Origin of the sequence: Ezakiella sp., assembly GCF_034180565.1 — a bacterium.
Taxonomy (GTDB): Bacteria; Bacillota; Clostridia; order Tissierellales; family Peptoniphilaceae; genus Ezakiella.
In genome coordinates, this window is the sequence record NZ_JAXFOB010000008.1 from 92,197 (window position 1) to 115,366 (window position 23,170).

At 32.4% G+C, this 23,170-nt stretch carries 29 protein-coding genes; all 29 read right to left on the minus strand.

Annotated elements, in window-relative coordinates; translation table 11 throughout:
• Positions 1-2 precede the first annotated feature (2 nt).
• The 29 genes from SPI61_RS01550 to atpF all read right to left on the minus strand — a co-directional run bounded on the left by SPI61_RS01550 (position 3) and on the right by atpF (position 23,161).
• Complete coding sequence (locus tag SPI61_RS01550) at positions 3-731, minus strand: pseudouridine synthase (RefSeq protein WP_321136388.1); 729 nt, start codon at positions 729-731, stop codon at positions 3-5.
• 2 nt (positions 732-733) lie between these two features.
• Positions 734-1,321 carry an SMC-Scp complex subunit ScpB gene (gene scpB / locus SPI61_RS01555; protein WP_321136389.1) on the minus strand — a complete coding sequence of 196 codons (588 nt, stop codon included), beginning with the start codon at positions 1,319-1,321 and terminating at the stop codon, positions 734-736.
• Complete coding sequence (locus tag SPI61_RS01560; protein ID WP_321136390.1) at positions 1,321-2,025, minus strand: segregation and condensation protein A; 705 nt, start codon at positions 2,023-2,025, stop codon at positions 1,321-1,323. The genes scpB and SPI61_RS01560 overlap by 1 nt, the downstream gene beginning before the upstream one ends.
• Positions 2,022-2,609 (minus strand): site-2 protease family protein, encoded by a 588-nt coding sequence (locus tag SPI61_RS01565; RefSeq protein WP_321136391.1) that lies wholly within the window; start codon positions 2,607-2,609, stop codon positions 2,022-2,024. Before SPI61_RS01565 ends, SPI61_RS01560 begins: the two co-directional genes overlap by 4 nt.
• Positions 2,609-3,895 carry a thymidine phosphorylase gene (locus SPI61_RS01570; protein WP_321136392.1) on the minus strand — a complete coding sequence of 429 codons (1,287 nt, stop codon included), beginning with the start codon at positions 3,893-3,895 and terminating at the stop codon, positions 2,609-2,611. The genes SPI61_RS01565 and SPI61_RS01570 overlap by 1 nt, the downstream gene beginning before the upstream one ends.
• Positions 3,882-4,418, minus strand: coding sequence for an NUDIX hydrolase (locus SPI61_RS01575; RefSeq protein WP_321136393.1), 537 nt, complete (start codon positions 4,416-4,418; stop codon positions 3,882-3,884). The genes SPI61_RS01570 and SPI61_RS01575 overlap by 14 nt, the downstream gene beginning before the upstream one ends.
• 4 nt (positions 4,419-4,422) lie before the next feature.
• Complete coding sequence (recN, locus tag SPI61_RS01580) at positions 4,423-6,114, minus strand: DNA repair protein RecN (protein WP_321136394.1); 1,692 nt, start codon at positions 6,112-6,114, stop codon at positions 4,423-4,425.
• Between the two features lie 17 nt (positions 6,115-6,131).
• Positions 6,132-6,845 carry a TlyA family RNA methyltransferase gene (locus SPI61_RS01585; RefSeq protein WP_321136395.1) on the minus strand — a complete coding sequence of 238 codons (714 nt, stop codon included), beginning with the start codon at positions 6,843-6,845 and terminating at the stop codon, positions 6,132-6,134.
• Entirely contained in the window at positions 6,835-7,677 is an 843-nt protein-coding gene (locus tag SPI61_RS01590; protein WP_321136396.1) for a polyprenyl synthetase family protein, read from the minus strand. The genes SPI61_RS01585 and SPI61_RS01590 overlap by 11 nt, the downstream gene beginning before the upstream one ends.
• 2 nt (positions 7,678-7,679) lie before the next feature.
• A complete protein-coding gene (gene xseB, locus SPI61_RS01595) occupies positions 7,680-7,937 on the minus strand; it encodes an exodeoxyribonuclease VII small subunit (protein ID WP_321136397.1) in 258 nt (85 codons plus the stop codon).
• Positions 7,937-9,262 carry an exodeoxyribonuclease VII large subunit gene (gene xseA, locus SPI61_RS01600; RefSeq protein WP_321136398.1) on the minus strand — a complete coding sequence of 442 codons (1,326 nt, stop codon included), beginning with the start codon at positions 9,260-9,262 and terminating at the stop codon, positions 7,937-7,939. The genes xseB and xseA overlap by 1 nt, the downstream gene beginning before the upstream one ends.
• The gene (nusB, locus tag SPI61_RS01605; RefSeq protein WP_321136399.1) at positions 9,255-9,656 is read right to left on the minus strand and encodes a transcription antitermination factor NusB; all 402 of its coding nucleotides are present in this window, start codon (positions 9,654-9,656) and stop codon (positions 9,255-9,257) included. The genes xseA and nusB overlap by 8 nt, the downstream gene beginning before the upstream one ends.
• A gap of 73 nt (positions 9,657-9,729) precedes the next feature.
• Positions 9,730-10,104, minus strand: coding sequence for an Asp23/Gls24 family envelope stress response protein (locus SPI61_RS01610; RefSeq protein ID WP_321136400.1), 375 nt, complete (start codon positions 10,102-10,104; stop codon positions 9,730-9,732).
• Between the two features lie 12 nt (positions 10,105-10,116).
• On the minus strand, positions 10,117-10,476 hold the full coding sequence (locus SPI61_RS01615) for a CD1247 N-terminal domain-containing protein (protein ID WP_321136401.1): 360 nt from the start codon (positions 10,474-10,476) through the stop codon (positions 10,117-10,119).
• A gap of 12 nt (positions 10,477-10,488) precedes the next feature.
• The gene (gene efp / locus SPI61_RS01620) at positions 10,489-11,046 is read right to left on the minus strand and encodes an elongation factor P (RefSeq protein WP_321136402.1); all 558 of its coding nucleotides are present in this window, start codon (positions 11,044-11,046) and stop codon (positions 10,489-10,491) included.
• A gap of 152 nt (positions 11,047-11,198) precedes the next feature.
• The gene (locus SPI61_RS01625) at positions 11,199-12,095 is read right to left on the minus strand and encodes a hypothetical protein (RefSeq protein ID WP_321136403.1); all 897 of its coding nucleotides are present in this window, start codon (positions 12,093-12,095) and stop codon (positions 11,199-11,201) included.
• The gene (locus SPI61_RS01630) at positions 12,082-12,564 is read right to left on the minus strand and encodes a hypothetical protein (protein ID WP_321136404.1); all 483 of its coding nucleotides are present in this window, start codon (positions 12,562-12,564) and stop codon (positions 12,082-12,084) included. Before SPI61_RS01630 ends, SPI61_RS01625 begins: the two co-directional genes overlap by 14 nt.
• 4 nt (positions 12,565-12,568) lie before the next feature.
• The gene (locus SPI61_RS01635) at positions 12,569-12,940 is read right to left on the minus strand and encodes a prepilin-type N-terminal cleavage/methylation domain-containing protein (protein WP_321136405.1); all 372 of its coding nucleotides are present in this window, start codon (positions 12,938-12,940) and stop codon (positions 12,569-12,571) included.
• 3 nt (positions 12,941-12,943) lie between these two features.
• Positions 12,944-13,381 (minus strand): GspH/FimT family pseudopilin, encoded by a 438-nt coding sequence (locus SPI61_RS01640; protein WP_321136406.1) that lies wholly within the window; start codon positions 13,379-13,381, stop codon positions 12,944-12,946.
• Positions 13,359-14,687, minus strand: coding sequence for a hypothetical protein (locus SPI61_RS01645; protein WP_321136407.1), 1,329 nt, complete (start codon positions 14,685-14,687; stop codon positions 13,359-13,361). Before SPI61_RS01645 ends, SPI61_RS01640 begins: the two co-directional genes overlap by 23 nt.
• Entirely contained in the window at positions 14,680-15,966 is a 1,287-nt protein-coding gene (locus SPI61_RS01650; protein WP_321136408.1) for a hypothetical protein, read from the minus strand. Before SPI61_RS01650 ends, SPI61_RS01645 begins: the two co-directional genes overlap by 8 nt.
• A gap of 436 nt (positions 15,967-16,402) precedes the next feature.
• The gene (locus tag SPI61_RS01655) at positions 16,403-16,864 is read right to left on the minus strand and encodes a prepilin-type N-terminal cleavage/methylation domain-containing protein (protein WP_321136409.1); all 462 of its coding nucleotides are present in this window, start codon (positions 16,862-16,864) and stop codon (positions 16,403-16,405) included.
• Between the two features lie 17 nt (positions 16,865-16,881).
• Complete coding sequence (locus SPI61_RS01660) at positions 16,882-17,601, minus strand: hypothetical protein (protein WP_321136410.1); 720 nt, start codon at positions 17,599-17,601, stop codon at positions 16,882-16,884.
• Positions 17,602-17,928: 327 nt separating this feature from the next.
• Complete coding sequence (gene atpC / locus SPI61_RS01665; RefSeq protein WP_321136411.1) at positions 17,929-18,315, minus strand: ATP synthase F1 subunit epsilon; 387 nt, start codon at positions 18,313-18,315, stop codon at positions 17,929-17,931.
• A gap of 9 nt (positions 18,316-18,324) precedes the next feature.
• Complete coding sequence (atpD, locus tag SPI61_RS01670; RefSeq protein ID WP_321136412.1) at positions 18,325-19,719, minus strand: F0F1 ATP synthase subunit beta; 1,395 nt, start codon at positions 19,717-19,719, stop codon at positions 18,325-18,327.
• A gap of 9 nt (positions 19,720-19,728) precedes the next feature.
• Positions 19,729-20,598, minus strand: coding sequence for an ATP synthase F1 subunit gamma (gene atpG, locus SPI61_RS01675; RefSeq protein WP_321136413.1), 870 nt, complete (start codon positions 20,596-20,598; stop codon positions 19,729-19,731).
• Between the two features lie 9 nt (positions 20,599-20,607).
• Positions 20,608-22,116 (minus strand): F0F1 ATP synthase subunit alpha, encoded by a 1,509-nt coding sequence (gene atpA / locus SPI61_RS01680; protein WP_321136414.1) that lies wholly within the window; start codon positions 22,114-22,116, stop codon positions 20,608-20,610.
• Positions 22,116-22,661 (minus strand): ATP synthase F1 subunit delta, encoded by a 546-nt coding sequence (atpH, locus tag SPI61_RS01685; protein ID WP_321136415.1) that lies wholly within the window; start codon positions 22,659-22,661, stop codon positions 22,116-22,118. Before atpH ends, atpA begins: the two co-directional genes overlap by 1 nt.
• Complete coding sequence (gene atpF / locus SPI61_RS01690; protein WP_321136416.1) at positions 22,649-23,161, minus strand: F0F1 ATP synthase subunit B; 513 nt, start codon at positions 23,159-23,161, stop codon at positions 22,649-22,651. The genes atpH and atpF overlap by 13 nt, the downstream gene beginning before the upstream one ends.
• Between the last annotated feature and the right edge of the window lie 9 nt (positions 23,162-23,170).

The following is a 23,170-nucleotide window of genomic DNA, read 5'->3' on the forward strand; positions in this document are numbered from 1 at the left end:
ACCTATAAATGTTTGCGTTTTAGTTCATCTACATATGCAAGTTCATCATTTGTAAAAACTCTATATTTCCCTTCCTTGACTTCTCCAAGAGCAATTCTACCATGAGTAAGTCTTTTTAACTCAACAACTGTAAAACCGAACTTCTCAAACATTCTTCTTATTTGCCTGTTTTTACCTTCGGAAATAATTATATGAAGCCTTGTTGAGTTCGAGGTTCTTTTCTTAATCTCTATTCTGCATTTTTTCGTCTTGCCGTCTTCTAAAGAGACGCCTTCCTCAATAGATTCTTTAATATCATCTTTTAAATATCCATTTAATATTACTTCATATCTCTTTTTTATATTATACGAAGGATGTGTCATTATATTTGCAAAGTCTCCGTCATTCGTATAAATTAGAAGTCCTGAAGTATCACTGTCCAAACGCCCAACACTAAACAAATGCCCTTTGTAATGAATCAGATTCCTTGCCAAATTTTTAGAATGAGGATCTTGATTTGAAGATAAGTAATTGAGCGGCTTATTCAAAACATAATATAAATCCGCATTTTGAATTTTTAATAATTTATTTTTAACTTTTACAGCATCATTTTCAACATCAACCATAAAACCCGGCTCATCAATCACCTTGCCATTAACAGTGACAAGTCCCTTTTCTACAAGCTCGTCAGCTTTCCTCCTTGATGCGTATCCGCACGCTGCAATATATTTATTTATTCTCATCTCACTCATATCTATTCTTCCTCTTCATCGTCAAGCATAAAATCTATATCTTCATCTTTTATTTCTGTGAATTTTAGCTTTTCCTTTATCTCGTCCCTGTCCATTAATGGCGGCAAATCAGCTAGACTCTCAATATTAAAAGTCATTAAAAATTTATCGGTCACTTTATATACAAATGGCTTTCCCGGCGCTTTTAATCGTCCAACTTCATATATAAGTTCATTTTTTAAAAGATTTTGGATCGAACCGTCGGAATTAACTCCTCTTACATTGTCGACAACTGCTTTAGTCGTCGGTCCTAAGTATGCAATAACAGAAAGTGTCTCCATATTTGCCTCTGTAATATTTTTCTTCAATACTTGAATCCCGAATGATTTTATAGACTCTCCATATTCCGGATTTGTGCTGAATGTAACCAATCCGCCTGCCACTTGAAGTCTTATTCCTCTCTCGCGATAATCCGTTTTTAATTCTTCTATAATTTTATTAACTTTTGAAATCTCGACCTCAAAAAAATTGGCGATTTCCTTAACTTCAATCGGATCCCCCCAAGCAAAAATCAAAGCTTCTATAGAGTTTTTTAAATATACATCGTCCATTATTTCTTCTCCAAATATATGTCTGAAAAATTTTCTTCCTGATAAAAGTTAATTTTCCCTTGGTTCAAAAGCTCAAGCACCGCCAAAAATGCCGTTATTATAAAATTCTTTTCCTTTTTATTGACTACTTTGCTAAAATCGAGTTTACTCAATTTATTTATGTCTTCTATAATTGACTGAGCCAGATTATCTACTTTGTACTTGTCTTTAAAAATTACAGTCTGCGAGTCTGAAGACTCATCCTCAAATGACCCGTTTAATAGCCTATTAATAGAACTATTTAGTCTATAAGTGCTTCCAACAACTTTAAAATCCGTCCCTATATCAAACGAATTCAAATCTGTATATCTTGTAAAACTCAGCTTGTTTTTATCGTAAAGCTTTCTTAAAACTTCGGATTGAAATTTAAATTTACTATACAAAATCAATTGCTCGACAAGATCGGACTGAAGATTTTCATCGTCATCAACATCTTTCGGCAGTAACATTTTTGTTTTTATATTTATTAGAGTTGCCGCCAAATATAAAAACTCAACTCGAATTTCAATATTTAAAGCCGACGCTTTACTCAAATAATCAAGATATTGCGATGTAATCTCATTTATCGGAATATCATAGATATCAATTTTATTTTTTCTTATTAAGTCCAGTAATAAATCGAACGGACCGCTATATGTTTCAATATTTATATCTATGGAATTCATGATACCATCCACAAAAATACAGGTTGAATAACCATTCCAAGGAATTTTGAAACTGCCCCGGAAATGATTAATACAAGCAGTATAAGTTGCGTATATCTATTGTATCTATGCACTTCATAAGCTGTATGTTCTGGAAAAAAAGACAAAATAATATTAGATCCATCGAGTGGTGGCAGTGGAATTAAATTGAAGAATGCAAGATTTAGATTATAAACAATAAAATAAAAAACAAAATCTCTTATTATTTCGCTGCTAAATGATATATCCTTTGCAATTTTTGCAGTTACAAATGCCAATATAAAGTTTGTTGCTATCCCTGCAATGCTTACAAAAAACATTCCGACATTGTAATTCTTCAGTTTTCCCGTGTCAACAGGAACCGGATTCGCCCATCCGAATTTAAATACAAAAAGACTGATAAGTCCAAATATATCAAGATGTTTAAATGGATTTAAGGTGAGCCTTCCGGACCTTTTCGCCGTGTCATCTCCAAAAAAATATGCGACAAGTCCGTGTGCCAACTCGTGCAAAACGATAGCAACCAAAAGCGCTACCATACTTATTAAAAATGTTTTGTCAAACATTAAATCACCTCATAGATTATTTTTTCTTCTATAATCGACTCTGAAATTTTATAAGAGCCTTCAATTTCATTCAAAATTTCATTTTTGTCTCGGTTTGAATATATAGTGAACAAGATATCTCCGCTCTCTACTTTCTCTCCGTTTGTCTTGTTGAAATATATGCCTGCTCCATAGTCAATCTCGTCTTCTTTTTTCTCTCTGCCTGCACCGGAAATTAATGAAATTTCTCCAAATTTTAATGCATCATAATAAACATATCCGCTCGACTCCGCTTTTACTTGAACCGCAATTTTAGAAAGATTAAATTTTGAAGTGTCTTCTATATACGAAACATCTCCGCCTTGCGACTTGACAAGTTCTTTAAATTTCTCAAAAGCTTTTCCGCTTGAAATAGTATCATCAATCATTCTTTCGGCTTCCATTTTGGATATGTTTTTAAGTAGTCCCAAAACCTCTACTGCTATAGACTTTGTAATTTCATAAGAACTCGACTTGCTCTTGCCGGATAATACTTCAATAGCTTCTATAACCTCAAGGGAATTTCCAACCGTATATCCGATAGGACTATCCATATCACTCAAAAGAATTTTACATTCTCTACCATGTTTTATTGCAATATCTTTCATTAAGTTTGCAAGTTTTCTCGCATCCTCAATATTTTTCATAAATGCGCCTTTGCCGACTTTTAAGTCAATAATAAGCGCTTTATTTTTTATAGCCAATTTTTTCGACATTATTGATGACGCGATAAGCGGAATGCTGTCAATGGTTGCAGTAACATCTCTGAGCTCGTAGAATATTTTATCAGACGGTGCCAAACATGATGTTTGTGCACAAATAACGGCGCCTACATCTTTTGACTGTTTTAATATTTCCTCATTTGAAAGATGTATATTAAATCCCGGAATGCTCTCGAGTTTATCAAGAGTTCCGCCCGTTATACCAAGTCCTCTCCCACTCATTTTCACAACCGGAATACCGAGCGATGCAATTATCGGAACTAAAATCAATGTGATTTTATCTCCAACGCCACCTGTTGAATGTTTATCGAAAGAAAATTTTGAAACTCCTTCAATATCCAAAACCTCTCCTGTTTCAACCATTGCATTTGTTAGGTTGGATGCTTCATCCGCAGTCATCCCGTTTAAATATGTTGCCATAAGAAAAGCAGAAATTTGATAATCCGGAACATTATTATGAACAACTTCGCCTACAAAATAATCAAGTTCATCTTTTGTAAGTTCAAGAGAGTCTCTCTTTTTTGAAATTATATCAGTTATTCTCATCAATATACTCTTTTGCTAAAAAGTATGCCATTATAGTTTTTGCATCTTTAATTTCGAGACTATCAATTTTTTCTTTCATCTCCTCAAGAGTCATTTCGAAAACTTCGATTGCCTCTTCATCCCTTTCTTTTTCTGAAACCTCAATTTCATCACTTATAAAGAAATGCATTTTTTCTGTTGTATATCCCGGACTTGAGTAAGACATAATTAAATAATTTAAATTCTTTGCAACTAGCCCTGTTTCTTCTTCAAGTTCACGAGCGGCAGCATCAATAGGAGTTTCACCTTTCATAACACCCCCCGCCGGAATTTCTATAAGAATTTCTTCGACCGGCTTTCTGAAATGTTTAAGCAAAACAATTTTATTGTTTCTGATAGCTATAATGGCAGCAACGTCACCGTGAACCACGACTTCCCTTTTTGAATATTTTCTATTTGGAAGCTCAACAGAATCAACCCTTAAATTAATAATTTTTCCATCATAAATATTTTCAGACTTAATAGTCGTTTCAGTATAATCCATTATATTACCTCTTTTCATCCAACAATAACTTTGCATTTTTAAGAGTTTCAGAAGTTATAGTGTCTCCGCTCAAAAGTCTTGCAATCTCTTCAACTCTTTCATTTTCATTCAATTTCTTTATAGAAGAAACCGTTTCATCACCGATATCTTTTTTTGTTATCTTATAGTGGCTGTCAGCCTTGCTTATAATTTGCGGCAAATGACTAATAATTAAAACTTGGCGTTTTTCAGCCAATTTTTCCAACCGCTTACCGACCGTGTTTGCAACTTTCCCGGATAGACCTGCATCGATTTCATCAAATACAAAAGTTTTATAATTATTTGCATCCGATAAAACATTCTTAAATGCAAGCATAAAGCGCGACATTTCACCACCTGAAATAATCTCTCTTATAGGTTTAAAAGACGAACCCTTATTTGTTTTTGCTAAAAATTCAACATCGTCAATTCCTTTTTCTGTCGGTTTTGAAACGCTGAACTCGACCTTGAACACGCTGTTTTGCATATCGAGTTCATGAAGTTCATCCGAAAGATTTTTCTCAAGCTTTTCCGCCGCATTTTTTCTTAAATTTGAAATCTTATTTGCGACAACATTGTATTCGTCTTCTTTAAGCTTAATCTTGTCCCTTACTTCTTGGATTCTTTCATCCAAATATTTTAAATCATTTAATTCAAGTTCAAGCTTTTCTTTCTTATATAATACACCATCAATATCCGTGGCGTACTTTTTTTCAAGCATTTGAAGCTTCGAAAGCCTAAGACTCAACTCCTCAATTCTTGACTCGTCATAATCCGTTCCGATATAGCTTGAAATGACACTTGAAATATCTTCCAATTCATACATTGATGTCTTCATTCTTTCAATCAAACCGCCAACATCGGACATATAATTTGAAATCCTTTCAAGATTATTGATAGACTCACCAAGCTTTGCAAGAACGTCATTGTTTTCAAACTGTTCATCGCTTCCTCTCAAGTTGTTATCAACATTCGAAAGAGTTTCTTGAATCAATTCCTGATTTTGAAGTTTTTTAAGTTCATCTTTGATTTCGTCCATCTCTCCCGGAACAGGGTTTATCTCATTTATCTCATTAATTTGAAATTCTAAAAAGTCAATTTCTGAATCTAAATTACTGCTCTTTTCGAGAAAGTTTTTAAGGGAGCTCGTCAAATCCTTAATCTCAATAAAAATATCCTTTAATTCGTTCTCAAGCTTGTCATATTCGTGATTATACTCTATTCTTGTCGCTTTATTTATAATTGAAAGATAGTTGTCCTTGTCGAGCAGCAATTGATGCTCATATTGACCATAAATGTCACATAAATATGCGCTTATCTCCTTTAAGTCGGCAAGCGTTGCTGAAAAACCGTTTATCCTCGAAACAGTCGGATAATCAAGATAAATATCTCTTCTTATTATCACCGTTTCTTCATCTATGTCACTGATAAGCCCCTTTTCACTCAATAGAGATTTTAGCTCATCTGTTAAACTAAATACCGCTTCGATAACGGAATGATCCGTTCCGGTTTTTATCATAGATTTACTTGCTCTTTCTCCCAAAGCAACTGACAAAGCTTCGAAGATTATACTTTTACCGGCGCCTGTTTCACCCGAAAGAATATTGAGTCCTTTCGTGAACATAATATCCGATTCTTTAATAAGTGCAAAATTATTAATTTTTAAATTTAAAAGCATCCGCACCCTCCAATGAACTACATTTGAAACCTTGCAAGAAATTCCTTGTTGCCGGCTTTCCCTTTTATTGGTGATTCTATTATACCACAAAACTTAAATCCATGCATATCAAACGCATTTTTTACATTCTCTATAGCCTTTAAATGTTTTGACGGATCCAAAACAATACCTCTTTTACTTACGCCTTTTCTTCCGACCTCGAATTGAGGTTTTATTAAAACTATAACTTCAGTATTTTCTTTGCTCATTTTTGCAATATCGTCAATAATTGCTTCAATTGAAATAAAACTCACATCACATACAATTATATCAAAAACTAAGCCTTTCTTTGAAAAATCTCTTATATCAGTTTCTTCGAAAAGATGAATTTTATCAATCCCTTTAAGACTTTCATGGAATTGGTCCTTGCCGACGTCTACACTGTAGACCTCTTTAGCGCCAAATCTTATAAGACATTCCGTAAAACCGCCCGTACTTGAGCCAATGTCAAGGCAGCTTTTTTCATGCAAATCTACATCGAAGTTTAAAATTGCAGCTTCGAGTTTAATGCCGGCTCGACTTACATATATATTTTCCTCATCAATGATTTTTATAATGTTTTTATCTGTAACATCAAATGAAGGCTTTTCTATTATATTATCATCGACCGAAACTCTGCCTCGCTTTATAAGGTCCTTTGCTTTCGAGCGAGTCATCTCATTTTCGGTGCTTAAATAAAGATCAAGCCTCATTTTTTATATATTCTTCAGAAAACAAATAATTGACAAGCTCATCAAAATAAGAAGTATCAATTTCGTTCGACAAATCATTAAGTAAAGCCTTTATATTTGTTTTTTTATCATTTATAAGATTCAAAATATTTATATCGTGTTTTTTATAAAACTCATCATTCTCATGGTCCGTAAAGTCATCTAATATTTGAAATGATTCACCAATTAAAAGTGCAAGTTCGTCAAGTTTATCTATAGTCTTTCTTCCTGCGCCAAGATATTTTGCCGTTCCTGTAATAGAGGCTCTGAACAAATTAGCCGTCTTTTTGATGATGACATTTTTATAATCGTCTATAGTTTTAGCGCTGTTTTCAAAAGCTTGCCCGTCAATCATGCCGGATGATCCCGCCATATTAAAAATAAATTTATAGGCCTCTATTTTTTCATTTTTCCCTGAATTAAAATCGTCCTCAAAAGCCATTTCACTCGCAAGACTAAGAAGCGCGTCTCCCGCCAATAATCCAATCATATTTCCATACTTTTTGTGTGTGCTTTCCTTGCCTCTTCTATAATCATCATTATCCATCTCGGGTAAATCATCGTGAACAAGGCTATAATTGTGTATAAGTTCAATCACGGAAGCAAAATGATAGATTTTAATAGGCTCAAAATTTAAAGACTGTGCAGTCAAAAAAGCAAAAATCGGTCTTATCCTTTTTCCACCTCTAAAGATTGAATAATTTATGGAATCTTTCAATTCTCTTGAGAGATATTCTTTTGAATCAATATATTTTTGTAGATAACTTTCAAAAGACTCTATATTTGAGCTATATTTTAAAATTACTTTATTCATTTTTAAAATTCGTCCGAATTAAAATCTAAATCTTCATCTTGAAGCTCGTTTTCCTTATAATCGTTTGCAACTATCACTTCAAATTCTTTTTCCATATTCGATAAATATTCATTGCACAATTTTATAAGAGACTTAGCCTCTTTAAAATATTCCATATTCTCACTTAAAGAAATATCGTCGTTTTCCATTTTGTCGAGCAGTTCATTAATCCTTTCAATGGATTTCTCATATGAAAAATCTTTATTTTGTTCCTTCGCCATTAGTCTATAACCTCCGTAATCTTGGAAACAATGGTCCTGTCTCCAACTCTTGTGTAAATTATATCGCCAACATTAATTTCCTTCAAATCTTTTAGAAGAATATCTTTGTCATTATAAGTAACAGAAAAACCTCTTGCAAACAATTTATTTAAATCACTCGAAGAAAGTCTCTTTTGAAGAGAATCGAGTCTTAGCTTATCCTTTTCGATTCTAAATTTTATCGAAGACTCACTTCTGTATTCATATCCTTCAAGCAAATTAACACCCTCGTCAATTTTCTTTGAGATTTCTCCCTTGAACGAATCCAAATAGAAAGACAAATTATTCTTTTCTTTATTTATTGCGCCTTTTATTATTATATCCAGTCTTTTGTTCGTTGCGTGCATTAAATCTTGAAGTTTGTAAAATTTATTTTTAGGACTTAGCTGTGCAATATTTTTCTCAATCAAATTTGAAAGCCTGGATTCATTTTTTAGAGCCCTTTCCATTTGAGCGTTCAGTTTATCGTTAAGTTCTTTGTTTTGGCGTCTAACCTCTCTTATATCAGGAGTCAGTTCTTCAGCAGAAGCCGTTGGTGTATCGCATCTCTTATCAGCGCAAAAATCACTGATAAAAAAATCCTCGGCGTGCCCGATTGCGGAAACAGTCGGATGTTTGCTCTTTACAATTCTTCTTGCGAGCGATTCATCGTTAAAAACAGAAAGCTCCTCGTAACTTCCGCCTCCCCTTGTCAAAAGAACAATATCTACATTCGTCTCGTCAAAATAATCAAATGCTTCTATAATATCTCTAACAGCATTAATTCCCTGAACTTGTACAGAATACAATAATAGCTTGACAAAAGGATATCTCCTCTTTATCGTATTTAAAACATCGTTAATAGCCGCTCCTCTGTCAGATGTAATAATTCCAATCTTCTTAGGATAAGTAGGAATCGGTCTTTTGGTTAATTCAAAAACACCTTCATCCGAAAGCTTTTCTTTTAAATCCAAAAATTTTTTATATAGAGAACCCTCTCCGTCAATAGAAATATTATTTACAATCAACTGATATGTGCCGTTTTTTTCATAAACATCAATCTTTCCAACTAGAGTTACTAAATCCCCTTCTTTAAAAGGAACTTCTGAAAATTGTTCATACATATCAAAAAGAAGACATTTTATTCTCGAATCGGAATCTTTTATCTCAAAATATAAATTGCCGCTCTTTGATGGCTCTTTAAAAGCGCAAACTTCCCCCTCGACTTTAACATTTTGAAGGAAAATATCACTAAATACAATTGTTTTTATATATTTATTTATCTCGCTTACAGAAAAACTACGCATTATCTGTCCTAACAATATTTCCTAAAAACGAATTAATAAATTTATAATTTAGTTCGTCAGAATACTTCTTTGAAATTTCCACAGCTTCATTTATAGCGACCTGATACGGCTGATTTAAAATATAAATTTCAGTCAGAGCAATTCGAATTATAGAAATATCTATTTGTGGAAGTTTTGACATCGGATAATTTTCGCTGTTTTCTTCTATTATAAAATTTATTTTAAAATAATTATCTTTAAAGCCATTTACAAGCTCACATGTAAACGGCAATTTATCAACTTCAAAGCCTTCGTTTTCTATTAAATTATTAAAAATATTTTCACTATAATCATTTTGCAAATCCATTGCGTATAATACTTTTACTGCAAGTTCACGTTGTAAAATTCTATCCATTTTTACCTCTATAAAAAATAGACCAACTCAAAAGATAATATCTAATTTGAGTCAGTCTATAGTATTCTAAGAATTAATTTTTCTTATCTAAAGCATTCTTGTCTACGGTGAGGCCTGTAATAATAACGTTGACCTCCCTAACATTAAGACCTGTCATACTTTCAACATTCAATTTAATGTTAGATTGCACCTTTCTGGACACTTCTTCAATCATAGAACCATAAACCAATTCTAATGATATTTCAATAACTACCTCACCTTCAGTCGATTCAACTTTTACGCCTTGGGCTTGTTTAGTTTTAGAAAAAATATCTGTAATTGTTGCAGTGACATTTTTAGTGATTTTAGAGACCCCTTCTATTTCTTCTGCAGCAATAATTGCAATATTCCCAATTACATTTTCAGTAATTGTAACTTTGCCTTCACCTATGCGAATACTGTTATCCATATCAATCTCTCCTTAAAAATCATCGTCCTCGTCGTCATCGTCTTGGTCTTCGTCCCAATCGTCCAACCAATCATCGCTGTAATCAGCATAGGAATCATCGTCGTCATCGAAATCGTCGTCATCGAAATCGTCATCATCCCAAATATCATCATTTTCAAAAATCATTTCGAGATCTGACAAATCGTCATCAACCATATTTACATATTCTTCCAATTGATTGAAATCTGTTTGAAGAATATTTATTTCATCTGAAACCATTTCAAGACAATCGAGAATTCCAAATAACAACTTGTTTTCGTCTTTCGATTCATCAAGTTTAAATCCTTCAGCCAATCCTTTTAAATATGCAACCTTTTTAACTAAATCTTGCATTTAATTAACCTCCTATACTCTTGATAAATATTCTCCTGAACGTGTATCAATTTTAATTATGTCACCGTTATCTACAAATAACGGAACTTGTAAAGTATATCCTGTTTCAACAGTTGCCGGCTTTGATGCACTTCCTGATGTATCGCCTTTTAGTCCCGGTTCAGTGTGTGTAACTTCAAGTTCAACAAAGTTAGGTGCTTCAACTTCAAAAGGTTTTCCTTCAAAGAATCTTACAAGAACATTGTCGTTTTCACGAATAAATTGTAAAGCTTCTTCTACTTCATCGTGTCCAAGCGGAAGTTGTTCATATGTTTCTGTGTCCATGAAATAATACAAATCCCCGTCTTGATATAAGTATTGCATTTCTTTTGTTTCAATATTTGCTTTTTCAAATCTTTCTGTCGGGTTGAAGTTCATTTCACGAGTTCCACCCTTTACAACATTTCTAATCTTTGTGCTTACAAAGGCTGCACCTTTACCCGGTTTAACGTGTTGGAAATCTAAAATTTGATAGACGTCTCCGTCCATTACAAAAGTTACGCCTTTGCGAAATTCACCTGCTGATATCATATTTACCTCCTCAAATTAAGGCTCAGTGTTAAATTTTAGATTGCGAGCCTTTATACGATAATGTTCAATAAATGTCAACCACCTATCAAACAGTCAATTCTAGATATATTATACACTAAAATTTAAAAATTTTCAATATTTCAATAAATTTTTTAGTGAAATGATTTAATATCAAGAGAAGAAAGGCTTTTAATATTTTCAAGCATTCTTACCTTAATATTTCTTACATCGTTTCGCTCAATTCTATCCAAATTTGTAATTGAGTTTGCAATTATTTTACCGTTAGAATTAAAACCGTTGTTCACTATATCGCCGGTCGTTATTAACGAACCGCTTAGAACAACTCCATCTCCAATTTCTATATCTCCATCGGAGACAATGAGCGGCTTTATAGAAACGCTATGATTAATGTTTGGCTCAATTTTTATCTTGCAGCCATTGAAATGAAGATATAACAATTCCGTATTTGCAATTTTATTAATTTGCTCATTTGTTTCTTCGTCGAATATATATATCCATTCATTATCATATGAAATGCGAATGTTTTTATTCTGAAATTCATAAATAGATAAAAAATTGTCGTTTATAAAATTCAGATTTTCACCGCTTAAAAGCACCTCTTTAAATTCATCCGGAATATTAAATTCTTCAAATTCGTTTATAAGTAAATATGGTCTCGGGGAATAAAAAAATCCGGGTATCATATCTATTTCCGCTGCATAAATAAATTTATCTCCATCAATCATATTTAAAAATAACCGATTATCCGAAGTTTTTGAAACACTGAATTTTATATTGTCTTTTGCAAAAATATATGAACTATCATTGCTGTATTTTCTATTATAAATTAACTCAGCTGCATTTTCTTTGTCATTGAGATTTTCTAAAAGAAGCGAATAACAGTCGAGATATCTTTGATATTCTTTATCGTAGTTCTCTGTAATTTGTCTGTTTAAACTTGTGTCTTCTATCAAATATACTACAAGAGTTGATATTATTAGTAAAAATAAAATAACTCCATATAAAATAAATCCTCTAATATTCTTCATAGTTGAAAATCCTCAAATAATCCACAAATTCATCTGTATCATTTTTCAAATAAATTTTCAGAGTGTCATCTTCAATTGTAAGTTCAAATTCGGAAATATCTGAATCTATTCTGTTTCTATTGTTGCTAATGTTTTTTAAAAATCTCTTGCTCAACTTATCCGGACTGAATCCATAATCGGTTCCGGCATTATAATAAACAGAATTACTCTTAAACCTGAAAAAGAAGTAATCATACTTTCCATTACTTTGTTTATTGCAAAACATAATTACGTTGCCGAGATTTTTATTTTTAAAAATCAAATCTGCTTTTTCCGCATAATTTCTTATATACATTCCTACTGATGAAAGCCTCACATTTTTTGATTCAATTTCATTTATCTTAAACAAGTTGACAAATAGATTATTGCTTGATGAATAAAAAGCAAATATTAATATTGAAATTATTGTTAAAACAATAATAATTTCCAAGATACTAAACGCTTTTATTTTTCGCTCTTTTCCTTTTGTCAATTGAAAATACATACTTATACTCTTTTCCTTCATCGTCTTTTAAAGTAAGTTCATATTTTATATATCTGTTTTTTTCTTCTAATTTATCAACATTTACTTGAATATTGTGCTTATTATTTATTTGCTCCAAATCAACAAGTTGTCCATTTGAGGATGATTTTTCAATTACTTCTCTAGCAACTTCTGTAACCTTACTTCTATGTTTTGTTTCTCTAATATTGTTATTATAAAAATTAGAATAAACGCCAAAATATGCTATAAATATGGATATTACAGCTATAGTAATTATAATTTCAACAAGTGCAAACCCTCTAATTTTAACATTGCTTTTCATCTTTTATAACAAATTAACCTTTCCCGTTACCGGCTCAACAGTAATAGTATACTTATTTTTGTTCATTCCAAATAAATAGATTGTGCCCGCCTGCGAAGTTGCTCCGGTTCTTGTAAAACGAATACCGGTGCTGCTTTTTGCAATCATAGGATATGGAAGACTTGCTATTTTCTTTTTAATTTGCCCTTTGTCAGTGTTATATGTCATGAAAATTTCTGTCTTGTCTTTTGAAATATAAACCCTGACAGTTGTGAATTCAGATATTGCAGTCTTCCTTGCAAAATTTAATTTACTTACAACATTTCGAACTGCCGCTTTTTCACGGTAATTTTTATAAGAATTGTATCCAAAAGCGATTACTCCCACAAGTATTGAAATAATAAAAAGAAATATTAAAACTTCCAACAGCGAAAATGCTCTAATCTTTTTTGAAAATCTCATAAGGATATTCCGTTTTCATAAAATATGATGGGTTATATATATTAGAGTCTGTATTTATATTATTCAGCTTTATAAATTCCTCTTTGTTTTTATTGTTGTAAATTTTCATCAAAGAATCCACTGTCCTTGCATCTAAAGTTGCAACCGAATAAATCTGATTGAGCCATGGCTTTTTACTTAAAACTTCATCTTTTATCGCTATAATCCCATTTGAGACTGAAAAATGCTTCCTTGATTCAGCTCCTATTTCCAAATTAAAGCCTTTAATAAATACCGGGAATTCCAAATTGTTTAATTTATAAAAAACTTTCCCATCTTTAAAATCCGGCTCCAAATTTATAATATTTGAGTGCGAATCCAAAACCTCAAGCTTTAAATCCGGAAAACTGCCGGCAAGAGAATCAAAATCAAATGAAACTATTGAATCGGTAACCCAAACAATTCTATCAAAATAATCAAATGCCATTTCCAATTCCCCATCCTCTTCAGATGAATTGTATGCGTTCAAAATTATAGACTCAAAAGAGCTATCGTCTCTTTTTAAAAAGTCATATGTTACTCCTTCTGTTATAGGCGAAAATAAAAAGTCTTCCTTTTTAAAATCTACAAACTCAAATTCCGTATAGATTTCTTTATTTTCTTTGATTCTTATTGCGCCGCTTGAGGAAGATGAGACTGTGCTTTTATTTTCTTCTTTCTCGTCGTCATTTTTTTCATCTTTATCATCATCGTCTTCTTTGTTGTCGCTATCTTCTACAATTTCTTCATGAGACTCTATTCCCACATTATCAATAACAATATTTCTAAGCCCATAGTATTTGTCCATTAAAAATATATTTTTAAAATTTGCTTCCCAACTATCATCTGTTTTTAATACGTAAAAACTTGTTAAATTGTGAGACGCATTATCAAGTACACTATCTAAATCTTTAATGTCATCTAAAACCAACTTTGTATCGACAGCATATGGATATATCAATTCATCATTATCAAGTTGTTTCGGTGCAATATTTCCGTACTTAAACTTTTTATTAATCAACTCTCCTGTAAAATAGTCAATAAATTCATCATATGACGCAATTTCTTCCGCCGTGTCGTATTCCAATTCCACACTATCATCTGCGTTTTCCTTCAGCTCTTCTATTTCCTCATTTTTTTCTTTTACGCTATCTTCCATAATTCCTATTTGATTTAAATTCGGTTTGATGAACAATGTATAAATAACAAGAGAAGCAATCAAGGCAATTATCGGAATAATGATTTTTAATATCTGTTTAAAACTTAAATCTTCATTAAAATTAATCATTTTTTGACCTCATCTTATAAAGAAAACCATCTTTATATGGTGTTTTTCTAACGACTTCAAAATTATCTATTTTGAGTCCGTCATCCGCTATGATAGTAATATAAATAATTTCACCATCAACACTTACATCATTTATATAATATTTTTCTGAAATTTCATTCAAAATTGACTTGATATTATCTGCATCCGCAAAACTATATTGCTCTTTAACATCGTTATATGAATCATTAAACTTTTTAATCTTTTCATTTTCTTCATTTATAGAATTGTAATTTGAAAGAACTTCTTCATATTCATTTGAAAGTGTTGTATATTCATTTTTAACAGCATTATATCTTTCTTCCACTTTTATAGCTTTAAAAGCAGTAAAAATAAGAATCGTAAAAGGAATAATGTAATACAAAATCATACCATAGTTTGTTTTTTTGCTTGTTTTTTCTTTTTCCTCATTAAATAATATCAATGGATTTTTCGAAGATTCATTTGAAATAAATTCAAAAATATCATTTGAAATATTAACTTTCTTGAAAGCCAATGTATTTAAATATTCTTCAATATTATCCGCTCTTTTTTCAAATGCCATAAAATTAAAATTTGCATTTTCAGTGGATTTCAGTTCAGACTTTATATGCCCAACAACTGAAAGAAGCGTGCCCAAATCCCCCATCTCAACAGAAGTATTATTTTCATCTTCAAATGAATCGTCTTTAATATTTGTCAATCTGTTCTTATATGAAAAATTTGAAAACTCGCCAGCTCTAAAAAGATAATAAAAATAAACTTGATCTCCAAAAAATAAATATGCGTCTGTAGTATTGTTTTTTTGTACGGCAGAGGCACAAACCTCTAAAAGGTCGCATAATAAAACATCTGCCGGCATCTCTTTTGAAACTTTAGACAATATACTATTATTTCTCTTGCTGCGGCAGACTATAGCTTTGTAATCATTTTGGCTTAAAATTCTACCCTCATATTCTTCAGTATCCACTTTTTTGTATAAATAATTATCCAAATCAGTCTTATTGGCTATGGCAGAAATTTCTTTTACTTCGTCATAACTGGTCGGAAATAACACCTTCATATCAGGGTCTATGTAATATAAAAACACCTTTTTCTTATTTAGTTTTTTTACCACTTTATTTATTAAAATGCTGAGTTTATCATATATAAACTCCCCTTTTTGGTCAACAAAAGAAAATGGTGGATTATAGATTTTCAGTCCATCTTCATAATAAGATATAAAATTATTGGTCAATAAAATTATTTCTTCTTTATTCATAACAATCTCCCTAGAATCAATATTGACTCAGACAAAAAATATATAGGATACATCGGCGTTCTTCCCTGAAATTTTTTATAAAATAATAGGCTGAATATAAATGCCAAAATTAAATGAGAAAACCAAAATATCAAAAAGTCGTTCGCTCTTAAAGATATAAGCTGCATAGAAACAAATATAACATCGGCTTCTCCTAATAAATTTCTTTTTCTAATAAACAAAAAATAAATTAGAAGAACAACTAAAGCTAAAATTACTCTTTCCAATAGTAAATATTTGTAACCGTTAATAAAATTTATAAAAAAAGAAACGACTTGCCAAAATACAATTCCGACAAGTAATTTCAATTTTATAGAACTGTTTTTAAAATCTTCAAGAGATGCAATTAATAGCAAAACAGCTATTATAATTCTTGAAAACAAATACATATTATTCACTATTTACCTTGTGTACCACTTCCTGTAGTACCGGTATCTTTTGAAGTTTCTCCGTTCGATACTTCAATAAATGGCTTAGCATCTCCACTTCCTGTAGGTACATTGACAGTTACAGTATAAGCCTTGTTTGTAAGCGGACTTTTTAACGCATCTGCTTTATCGCCTTCCGAAACCTTACTTAATTGTTTAACATCGAGATATCCTTTTGTTATAAGTTCACTCGTGTTTACGGTAAAACTTCCGGTCTTCGCTTGAGCGTCCGCATCTTCTACAAGATATAAAGCCGTAGCTTCTTTAATAGTCATCATGTTAAGATCGTCCGCTCTTTTTTTTGCTGAGTTTGTGAACTTTGTCAAGCTCGGAAGTCCGACAAGCAGCAAAATGGAAATTACTACAAGTACAATTAAAACTTCCAAAAGTGTGAATGCTTTTACTTTTTTGTCTAAAGTTTTTTTATTCATCTCTAGAACCTCCTAAATTATTTGTATCTATTTAAAACCATCTTGTTGACGGCTTTAAAATACGAATCAAAGTATTGATTGTCAATATATTTTTCAAATAATTTTTTTACATCAAGATAAATATTAAACAATTGATTGTTTGTTAAATAATCTTCTTCAGGAATAATTTTACCGTCTATAATAACAAATTGTGTCGCCAACTTATTATTAATATCCATAATCGAAGGTTTTAATGTTTTTCTTAAGAAATCATCTAACATTTGTTTCTTATCCCTTGAAATAAAATCATTGTCCATGACTTTATTAAATAAATGTTTTTTTAACTCTCTAACCTTAGAATCTTCGCCTTCAAATTCGTACAAATACTTTTTATAATGTAAATCGCATAATTTTTGCTCATCTAGTGCAATTTGTTCAAGGTCATTTATAGCATCAACATCAAACGAGCCTTTTTTGAATCCATAAAAATTTATCAAGAAATCAAATCGATTAATGTCTTCATGTAAATAATGAGAAATATTTGTAGCACTCATTTCGCCAATTCCATAGTTTCTTAAAACTTTTGTAAAATCCTTAATAAAATGTCTATATATATTGTATTCAACAGTGCAACAAGTGACAGATGACCCCACATCAAATAAATCAATACAGGCTTCTACTTTCCGTCCGGACTCTTTAAGAATAGGTTTGTTATGCATGATATTATTAATTTGTAGTCCATATTCTCCGATGTTCATAATGCCCTCCAATTTATCGACTAGTATTATTATACCAAATCTAAAACGAAAAATATGGATAAAACGACCGTAAGAATGTTAAAAAGAATTAATAATTTCTGTAAGCATTGAATGTTGCGTGGTTCGGCGTTTATTAAGAATATTTAATTATATTATTTCTTTTTCGTATTAATATTAATAAAAATGAAATAATGATGGCTAAATTGGCTTGATTTGAATTATATTATATAGTTTTTAATATTTTCTATATGATTTTTTGCAAAAAACTTCTAATAATAATTTTATATTTAATTTGTATTTTACAAAAATAGACTCGATTTTTCGAGTCTATTTTGAAATGCTAAGACGATTTATTGCTCTCTTTAGAGCAATTTCAGCTCTAAGAATATCGCCTTCTTTATTTTCAATTCTCTTTAGTGCTCTTGCTTTTGCTTTTTCAGCCCTTTCAGAATCAATTTCTTCAGGCCACTCGCAAGCATTTGCCACCATAGTGACTTTATTGTTTCTAATGTCTATATAACCACCGCTTATAGCTGCATATTTATCTTTCTTGTCCACTGTTATTTTTAATTTTCCGATAGCGACCTTTGTTACAAACGGAGCCATATTCGGCAAGACTGCAAAGTCTCCCTCTGTTCCCTTTACAACAATACTGTCAACATAGCCATCGTAAAATAATCTGTCAGGGGATACAATCTTTAAATAAAATTGCATAGCTATACTCTAACCTTTCATACTTTCAGCTTTTTCTACGGCTTCTTCTATAGTACCAACAAATAAAAATGCACTTTCAGGTAAATCATCGTGTTTACCGTCCAAGATTTCTTCAAATCCCTTAATTGTTTCTTGAAGCGGAACATATTTACCATCTATGCCTGTAAATTGTTCTGCAACACTGAACGGTTGAGATAAGAATCTTTGAATTCTACGAGCTCTTGCAACTGTAATCTTATCTTCATCGGAAAGTTCATCCATACCCAAGATAGCAATAATATCTTGTAATTCTTTATATCTTTGTAGTATTTCTTGAACTCTTCTTGCAACATTGTAGTGTCTTTCACCTACAACATTTGGGTCAAGAATTCTTGAGGTTGAATCAAGCGGGTCAACTGCAGGATAGATTCCAAGTTCCGAAATCGATCTTGACAAAACTGTTGTAGCGTCAAGGTGAGCGAATGTCGTTGCCGGAGCCGGGTCCGTCAAGTCGTCCGCAGGAACGTAAACAGCTTGTACAGATGTAATAGAACCTTGTTTAGTGGATGTGATTCTTTCTTGTAATTGTCCCATTTCGGTCGCAAGCGTAGGTTGATAACCAACAGCTGAAGGAATACGTCCAAGTAGAGCTGATACTTCAGAACCAGCTTGAGTAAATCTGAAGATATTATCGATAAACAATAGAACGTCTTGTTTCTTTTCATCTCTAAAATATTCAGCCATTGTAAGACCCGAAAGAGCAACTCTCATACGAGCTCCCGGTGGTTCGTTCATTTGACCGAAAATCAAAGCTGTTTTATCGATAACTCCCGATTCCTTCATTTCATAATAAAGGTCGTTACCTTCTCTTGTTCTTTCACCGACACCTGCGAAAACTGACAATCCGCCGTGTTCAGTTGCAATATTATTTATAAGCTCTTGAATAAGAACTGTTTTACCAACACCTGCACCACCGAACAAACCGATCTTACCACCCTTTGAATATGGAGCGATAAGGTCTATAACCTTGATACCCGTCTCAAAAATTTCTTTAGCAGGTATTTGGTCCTCAAATGCCGGCGGCTCTCTATGAATAGGAAGCGTAGGTGTCTTTTTTATTGGAGCTTCATTGTCTATAGTTTCTCCTAGAACATTAAAAAGTCTTCCAAGAGTTTTATCTCCAACAGGAACAGTTATAGGAGCTCCTGTATCAATAGCTTCCATTCCTCTAATTAAACCATCTGTAGAGCTCATCGCAATACACCTTGCTACATCATCTCCAATGTGTTGTGTGACTTCAGCAATTATGGTTTCATCATTATTTTTTATCTTTATAGCATTTAAAAGATTTGGCATCTTATCTGCGAACTTTATGTCGATAACAGGTCCGATAACCTGACTCAAATGCCCGATATTCTCTGTCATATGCCCTCCTTACTTTAAAGCCTCTGCACCACTGACAATTTCAGTTAATTCTTGAGTGATATTAGCTTGTCTTGCTCTATTGTATCTGAGACTCAAATCATCTATCATCTCGTTTGCGTTATCCGTAGCGCTCTTCATAGCCTGCATTCTCGCAGCCTGTTCACTGGATGAACTTTCGATTAACGCTCCGTATATGGATATTGCGGCAAATTCCTCAACCAAATAATCAAGCATAACTTGAGGCGATGGTTCAAAAACAATCAAATCGTTGTATCCATCACTCTTTAGTTTTTCTTGCTTTTCATTTTCGGTAAATTCAGCCGGTAAAATTCTTAAAGATGTAGGATTTTGACTAAGTGCACTGTTGAAAATTGTATAAATTAGATAAACCTCATCAACTTCTTTCTTTTTATATAAATCTAAAACAATTTCTGCAACATGCTTTGCGTCCGTAAAAGTGAAATCCTCACTGACTCCAAAAAATTTATCGTATATATTATAGCCTCTTTTATTAAAATAATCGTAGGTTTTAACACCTATAGTTATTATCTTATCCTCTTTAGAAACTATATTTTCTTCCGCATATCTGAGTAAATTACTATTATAACCTCCGGCAAGACCTCTGTCGCCGGTAATAACAACATACAGGCGGTTTTTAACTTCCCTTTTAACTGTTAAGGGTGTCTTTGTGCCTTTGGTTACTGTTAATAATTCTCTTATATTATCAATAACAGTGGTATAATAAGGCCTGGTAGATTCAAGCCTAAGACGAGCTCTCCTCATCTTAGAAGTACTGACAAGTTCCATAGCGTTTGTTATTTGCCTAATACTTGAAACTGAATTTATCCTTCTTTTTATATCTTTCATCTGTTCAGCCATTATACACCTCTAAAATTTATAATTATTTTTAAATGTGTTAATCGCTTCTACAAGTTCATCTAAAATATCATCAGTAAGCTCTTTCTTTTCGTCGAGTTTCTCTAGAAGAGCTCTATGTTTATCATGAATATAATTTATAAATTCTTTTTCAAATTCTTTAACATTTTCTACCGGAACATCTGCCAAATAACCTTTTGTAACTGCAAAAAGAATCAAAATTTGATCGCTTACGTCCATTGGTGAATATTGAGGTTGATTTAAAACTGCCAATATTTTTTGACCATGGTTAAGTCTGTTTTGTGTATCTTGATCAAGTTCCGAACCGAATTGTGCAAAAGACTTCAATTCTCTGTATTGAGCGAGTTCAAGTTTAATACCGCCCGAAACTTTCTTCATGGCTTTAATTTGAGCGCTACCCCCTACACGTGAAACAGAAAGTCCTGAGTTTACAGCCGGACGTTGACCTGAGAAGAATAATTCTGTTTCAAGGAAAATTTGTCCGTCTGTAATAGAAATAACGTTTGTAGGAATGTATGCTGAAATATCGCCCGCTTGTGTTTCAATAATTGGAAGTGCGGTTATTGAGCCTCCACCATATTTATCATCAAGTCTTGCAGCTCTTTCGAGAAGTTTTGAATGTTGATAGAAAATATCTCCAGGATATGCTTCTCTTCCCGGTGGACGTCTCAAAAGCAATGACATAGATCTGTATGCAACAGCGTGTTTAGATAAGTCGTCATATACAATCAAAACATCTTTGCCTTGGTGCATAAATTCTTCTGCCATAGCAACGCCTGAATATGGAGCAATATATTGCAAAGGTGCAAGCTCACTCGCACTTGCATTAACAACAATCGAGTAATCCATAGCTCCGTATTTGTTCAAAGTATCTACGATTCCGGCAACTGTGGACATCTTTTGTCCAATTGCTACATAAATACAAATAACATCCTTGCCTTTTTGATTGATAATAGTATCAACGGCAATTGCAGTTTTACCGGTTTGTCTGTCCCCGATTATAAGTTCACGTTGACCGCGGCCTATAGGAATAATTGAATCTATTGCCTTTATTCCTGTTTGAAGAGGAACGCTGACGCTCTTTCTTTCTATTACACCCGGTGCTTTTTGTTCAATTGGTCTGAATTTCTTAGTTTTAATTTCACCTTTACCGTCAATAGGTTGTCCTAAGGCATTCACAACACGGCCGATTAATTCATCTCCAACCGGTACTTCTACAATTCTACCGGTTCTTCTTACTTTAGTACCTTCTTTAAGATCTGCGTCGCTTCCAAGAAGAACACAACCGACATTGTCTTCTTCAAGGTTTTGAGCCATCGCATAAACTCCGTTTTCAAATTCAAGCAGTTCGCCCGCCATACAGTTATCCAAACCGTATAATCTTGCGATTCCGTCCCCTACTTCAATTATAGTACCAACTTCAGAGGTGGAAATATCATCGTCGTATTTGTCAATCATTTGTTTAATAACGGAAGTAATTTCTTCCGGTCTAAGATTCACTATCCACTCACCTCAATTCTATTTTTTAAATTTTGCTCTAATCTATCATAAGAACCTTTTAGTGATAAGTCGATTTCTTGTCCCAAAACAAAAATTCTAACCCCCATAATAAGATTCTTGTTTATCTTTTGTTCAACAATTGCTTCTTTTCCGGTTTTATTAAGGATAAATTGCTTAATTTTTTCAACTTGAGCATCTGATAATTCAAATGCAGTTTCCACATTTGCAATAACCTTCTTTGATTTTTCAAGATAAAGTTTTTTAAATTCACTAAAAGTTTCATCTAAATATCTTTCTCTTCCCTTGTCTACAACGACTTTAAGGAAATTTTTGAAAGTAACTGACTCGTCTTTTAAAAGCTTATCAAGCAAATCTTTTTTATCTTCTTTTGAAAAGATTGGACTGTATAGGAACTTCTTAATGTCCTCAGTCTCTTTCATTGCGTCAATAAAACCTTTGAAATTTTCAAAAACTTTTTCAGTCTCTTTTCTGTCTTCAGACAATAAAAAAAGACTTTCTGCATATGTTAATCCTATTCTTGCCATTTTGAATCCTTTAAAGAGTTCAATCTTTTTTCTGTGAATTCAGCAGCTTTCTTTGAATTAACCTCTTCACCGGATAAATCCTTTGCCGCACCGATTGCAATCTCTATGATTTCATCTTTTAAGCTTGACAAAGCTTTTGATTTCATTGATTTTGCTTCATTTTCAGCAGTTTGTAGAATTTTTTCTTTTTCGCTTAATGCATCTTGTTTAGCTTCAGATACAATACTATCATAGTTTTTACGTGCATCTTTTAAAATGTCTCTAGCTTCTTCTTTAGATGAAAGCAATTTCTTTTGGTATTCATCTTTGATTTTGTTAGATTCAGCAAGATTGTTTTCTGCTTCACGTAAATTTCCATCTATATAATCCTTTCTCTTTTGGAGAAGTTCTTGTATCGGTTTAAAAAGAAAGTGTCTTAATATAAAATATAAAACAATTGTTGTAGCAACAGAAACCGTAAAGTTGAGAAGATCAGGCAAAACATTAACTGTAATGTTCATTTACTTCTC

Coding starts and splice junctions, on each gene's coding strand:
- SPI61_RS01550 (WP_321136388.1), bottom strand. CDS start 731: ATGAGTGAGATGAGAATAAATAAATATATTGCAGCGTGCGGATACGCA.
- scpB (WP_321136389.1), bottom strand. CDS start 1,321: ATGGACGATGTATATTTAAAAAACTCTATAGAAGCTTTGATTTTTGCT.
- SPI61_RS01560 (WP_321136390.1), bottom strand. CDS start 2,025: ATGAATTCCATAGATATAAATATTGAAACATATAGCGGTCCGTTCGAT.
- SPI61_RS01565 (WP_321136391.1), bottom strand. CDS start 2,609: ATGTTTGACAAAACATTTTTAATAAGTATGGTAGCGCTTTTGGTTGCT.
- SPI61_RS01570 (WP_321136392.1), bottom strand. CDS start 3,895: ATGAGAATAACTGATATAATTTCAAAAAAGAGAGACTCTCTTGAACTT.
- SPI61_RS01575 (WP_321136393.1), bottom strand. CDS start 4,418: ATGGATTATACTGAAACGACTATTAAGTCTGAAAATATTTATGATGGA.
- recN (WP_321136394.1), bottom strand. CDS start 6,114: ATGCTTTTAAATTTAAAAATTAATAATTTTGCACTTATTAAAGAATCG.
- SPI61_RS01585 (WP_321136395.1), bottom strand. CDS start 6,845: ATGAGGCTTGATCTTTATTTAAGCACCGAAAATGAGATGACTCGCTCG.
- SPI61_RS01590 (WP_321136396.1), bottom strand. CDS start 7,677: ATGAATAAAGTAATTTTAAAATATAGCTCAAATATAGAGTCTTTTGAA.
- xseB (WP_321136397.1), bottom strand. CDS start 7,937: ATGGCGAAGGAACAAAATAAAGATTTTTCATATGAGAAATCCATTGAA.
- xseA (WP_321136398.1), bottom strand. CDS start 9,262: ATGCGTAGTTTTTCTGTAAGCGAGATAAATAAATATATAAAAACAATT.
- nusB (WP_321136399.1), bottom strand. CDS start 9,656: ATGGATAGAATTTTACAACGTGAACTTGCAGTAAAAGTATTATACGCA.
- SPI61_RS01610 (WP_321136400.1), bottom strand. CDS start 10,104: ATGGATAACAGTATTCGCATAGGTGAAGGCAAAGTTACAATTACTGAA.
- SPI61_RS01615 (WP_321136401.1), bottom strand. CDS start 10,476: ATGCAAGATTTAGTTAAAAAGGTTGCATATTTAAAAGGATTGGCTGAA.
- efp (WP_321136402.1), bottom strand. CDS start 11,046: ATGATATCAGCAGGTGAATTTCGCAAAGGCGTAACTTTTGTAATGGAC.
- SPI61_RS01625 (WP_321136403.1), bottom strand. CDS start 12,095: ATGAAGAATATTAGAGGATTTATTTTATATGGAGTTATTTTATTTTTA.
- SPI61_RS01635 (WP_321136405.1), bottom strand. CDS start 12,940: ATGAAAAGCAATGTTAAAATTAGAGGGTTTGCACTTGTTGAAATTATA.
- SPI61_RS01640 (WP_321136406.1), bottom strand. CDS start 13,381: ATGAGATTTTCAAAAAAGATTAGAGCATTTTCGCTGTTGGAAGTTTTA.
- SPI61_RS01645 (WP_321136407.1), bottom strand. CDS start 14,687: ATGATTAATTTTAATGAAGATTTAAGTTTTAAACAGATATTAAAAATC.
- SPI61_RS01650 (WP_321136408.1), bottom strand. CDS start 15,966: ATGAATAAAGAAGAAATAATTTTATTGACCAATAATTTTATATCTTAT.
- SPI61_RS01655 (WP_321136409.1), bottom strand. CDS start 16,864: ATGAATAAAAAAACTTTAGACAAAAAAGTAAAAGCATTCACACTTTTG.
- SPI61_RS01660 (WP_321136410.1), bottom strand. CDS start 17,601: ATGAACATCGGAGAATATGGACTACAAATTAATAATATCATGCATAAC.
- atpC (WP_321136411.1), bottom strand. CDS start 18,315: ATGCAATTTTATTTAAAGATTGTATCCCCTGACAGATTATTTTACGAT.
- atpD (WP_321136412.1), bottom strand. CDS start 19,719: ATGACAGAGAATATCGGGCATTTGAGTCAGGTTATCGGACCTGTTATC.
- atpG (WP_321136413.1), bottom strand. CDS start 20,598: ATGGCTGAACAGATGAAAGATATAAAAAGAAGGATAAATTCAGTTTCA.
- atpH (WP_321136415.1), bottom strand. CDS start 22,661: ATGGCAAGAATAGGATTAACATATGCAGAAAGTCTTTTTTTATTGTCT.
- atpF (WP_321136416.1), bottom strand. CDS start 23,161: ATGAACATTACAGTTAATGTTTTGCCTGATCTTCTCAACTTTACGGTT.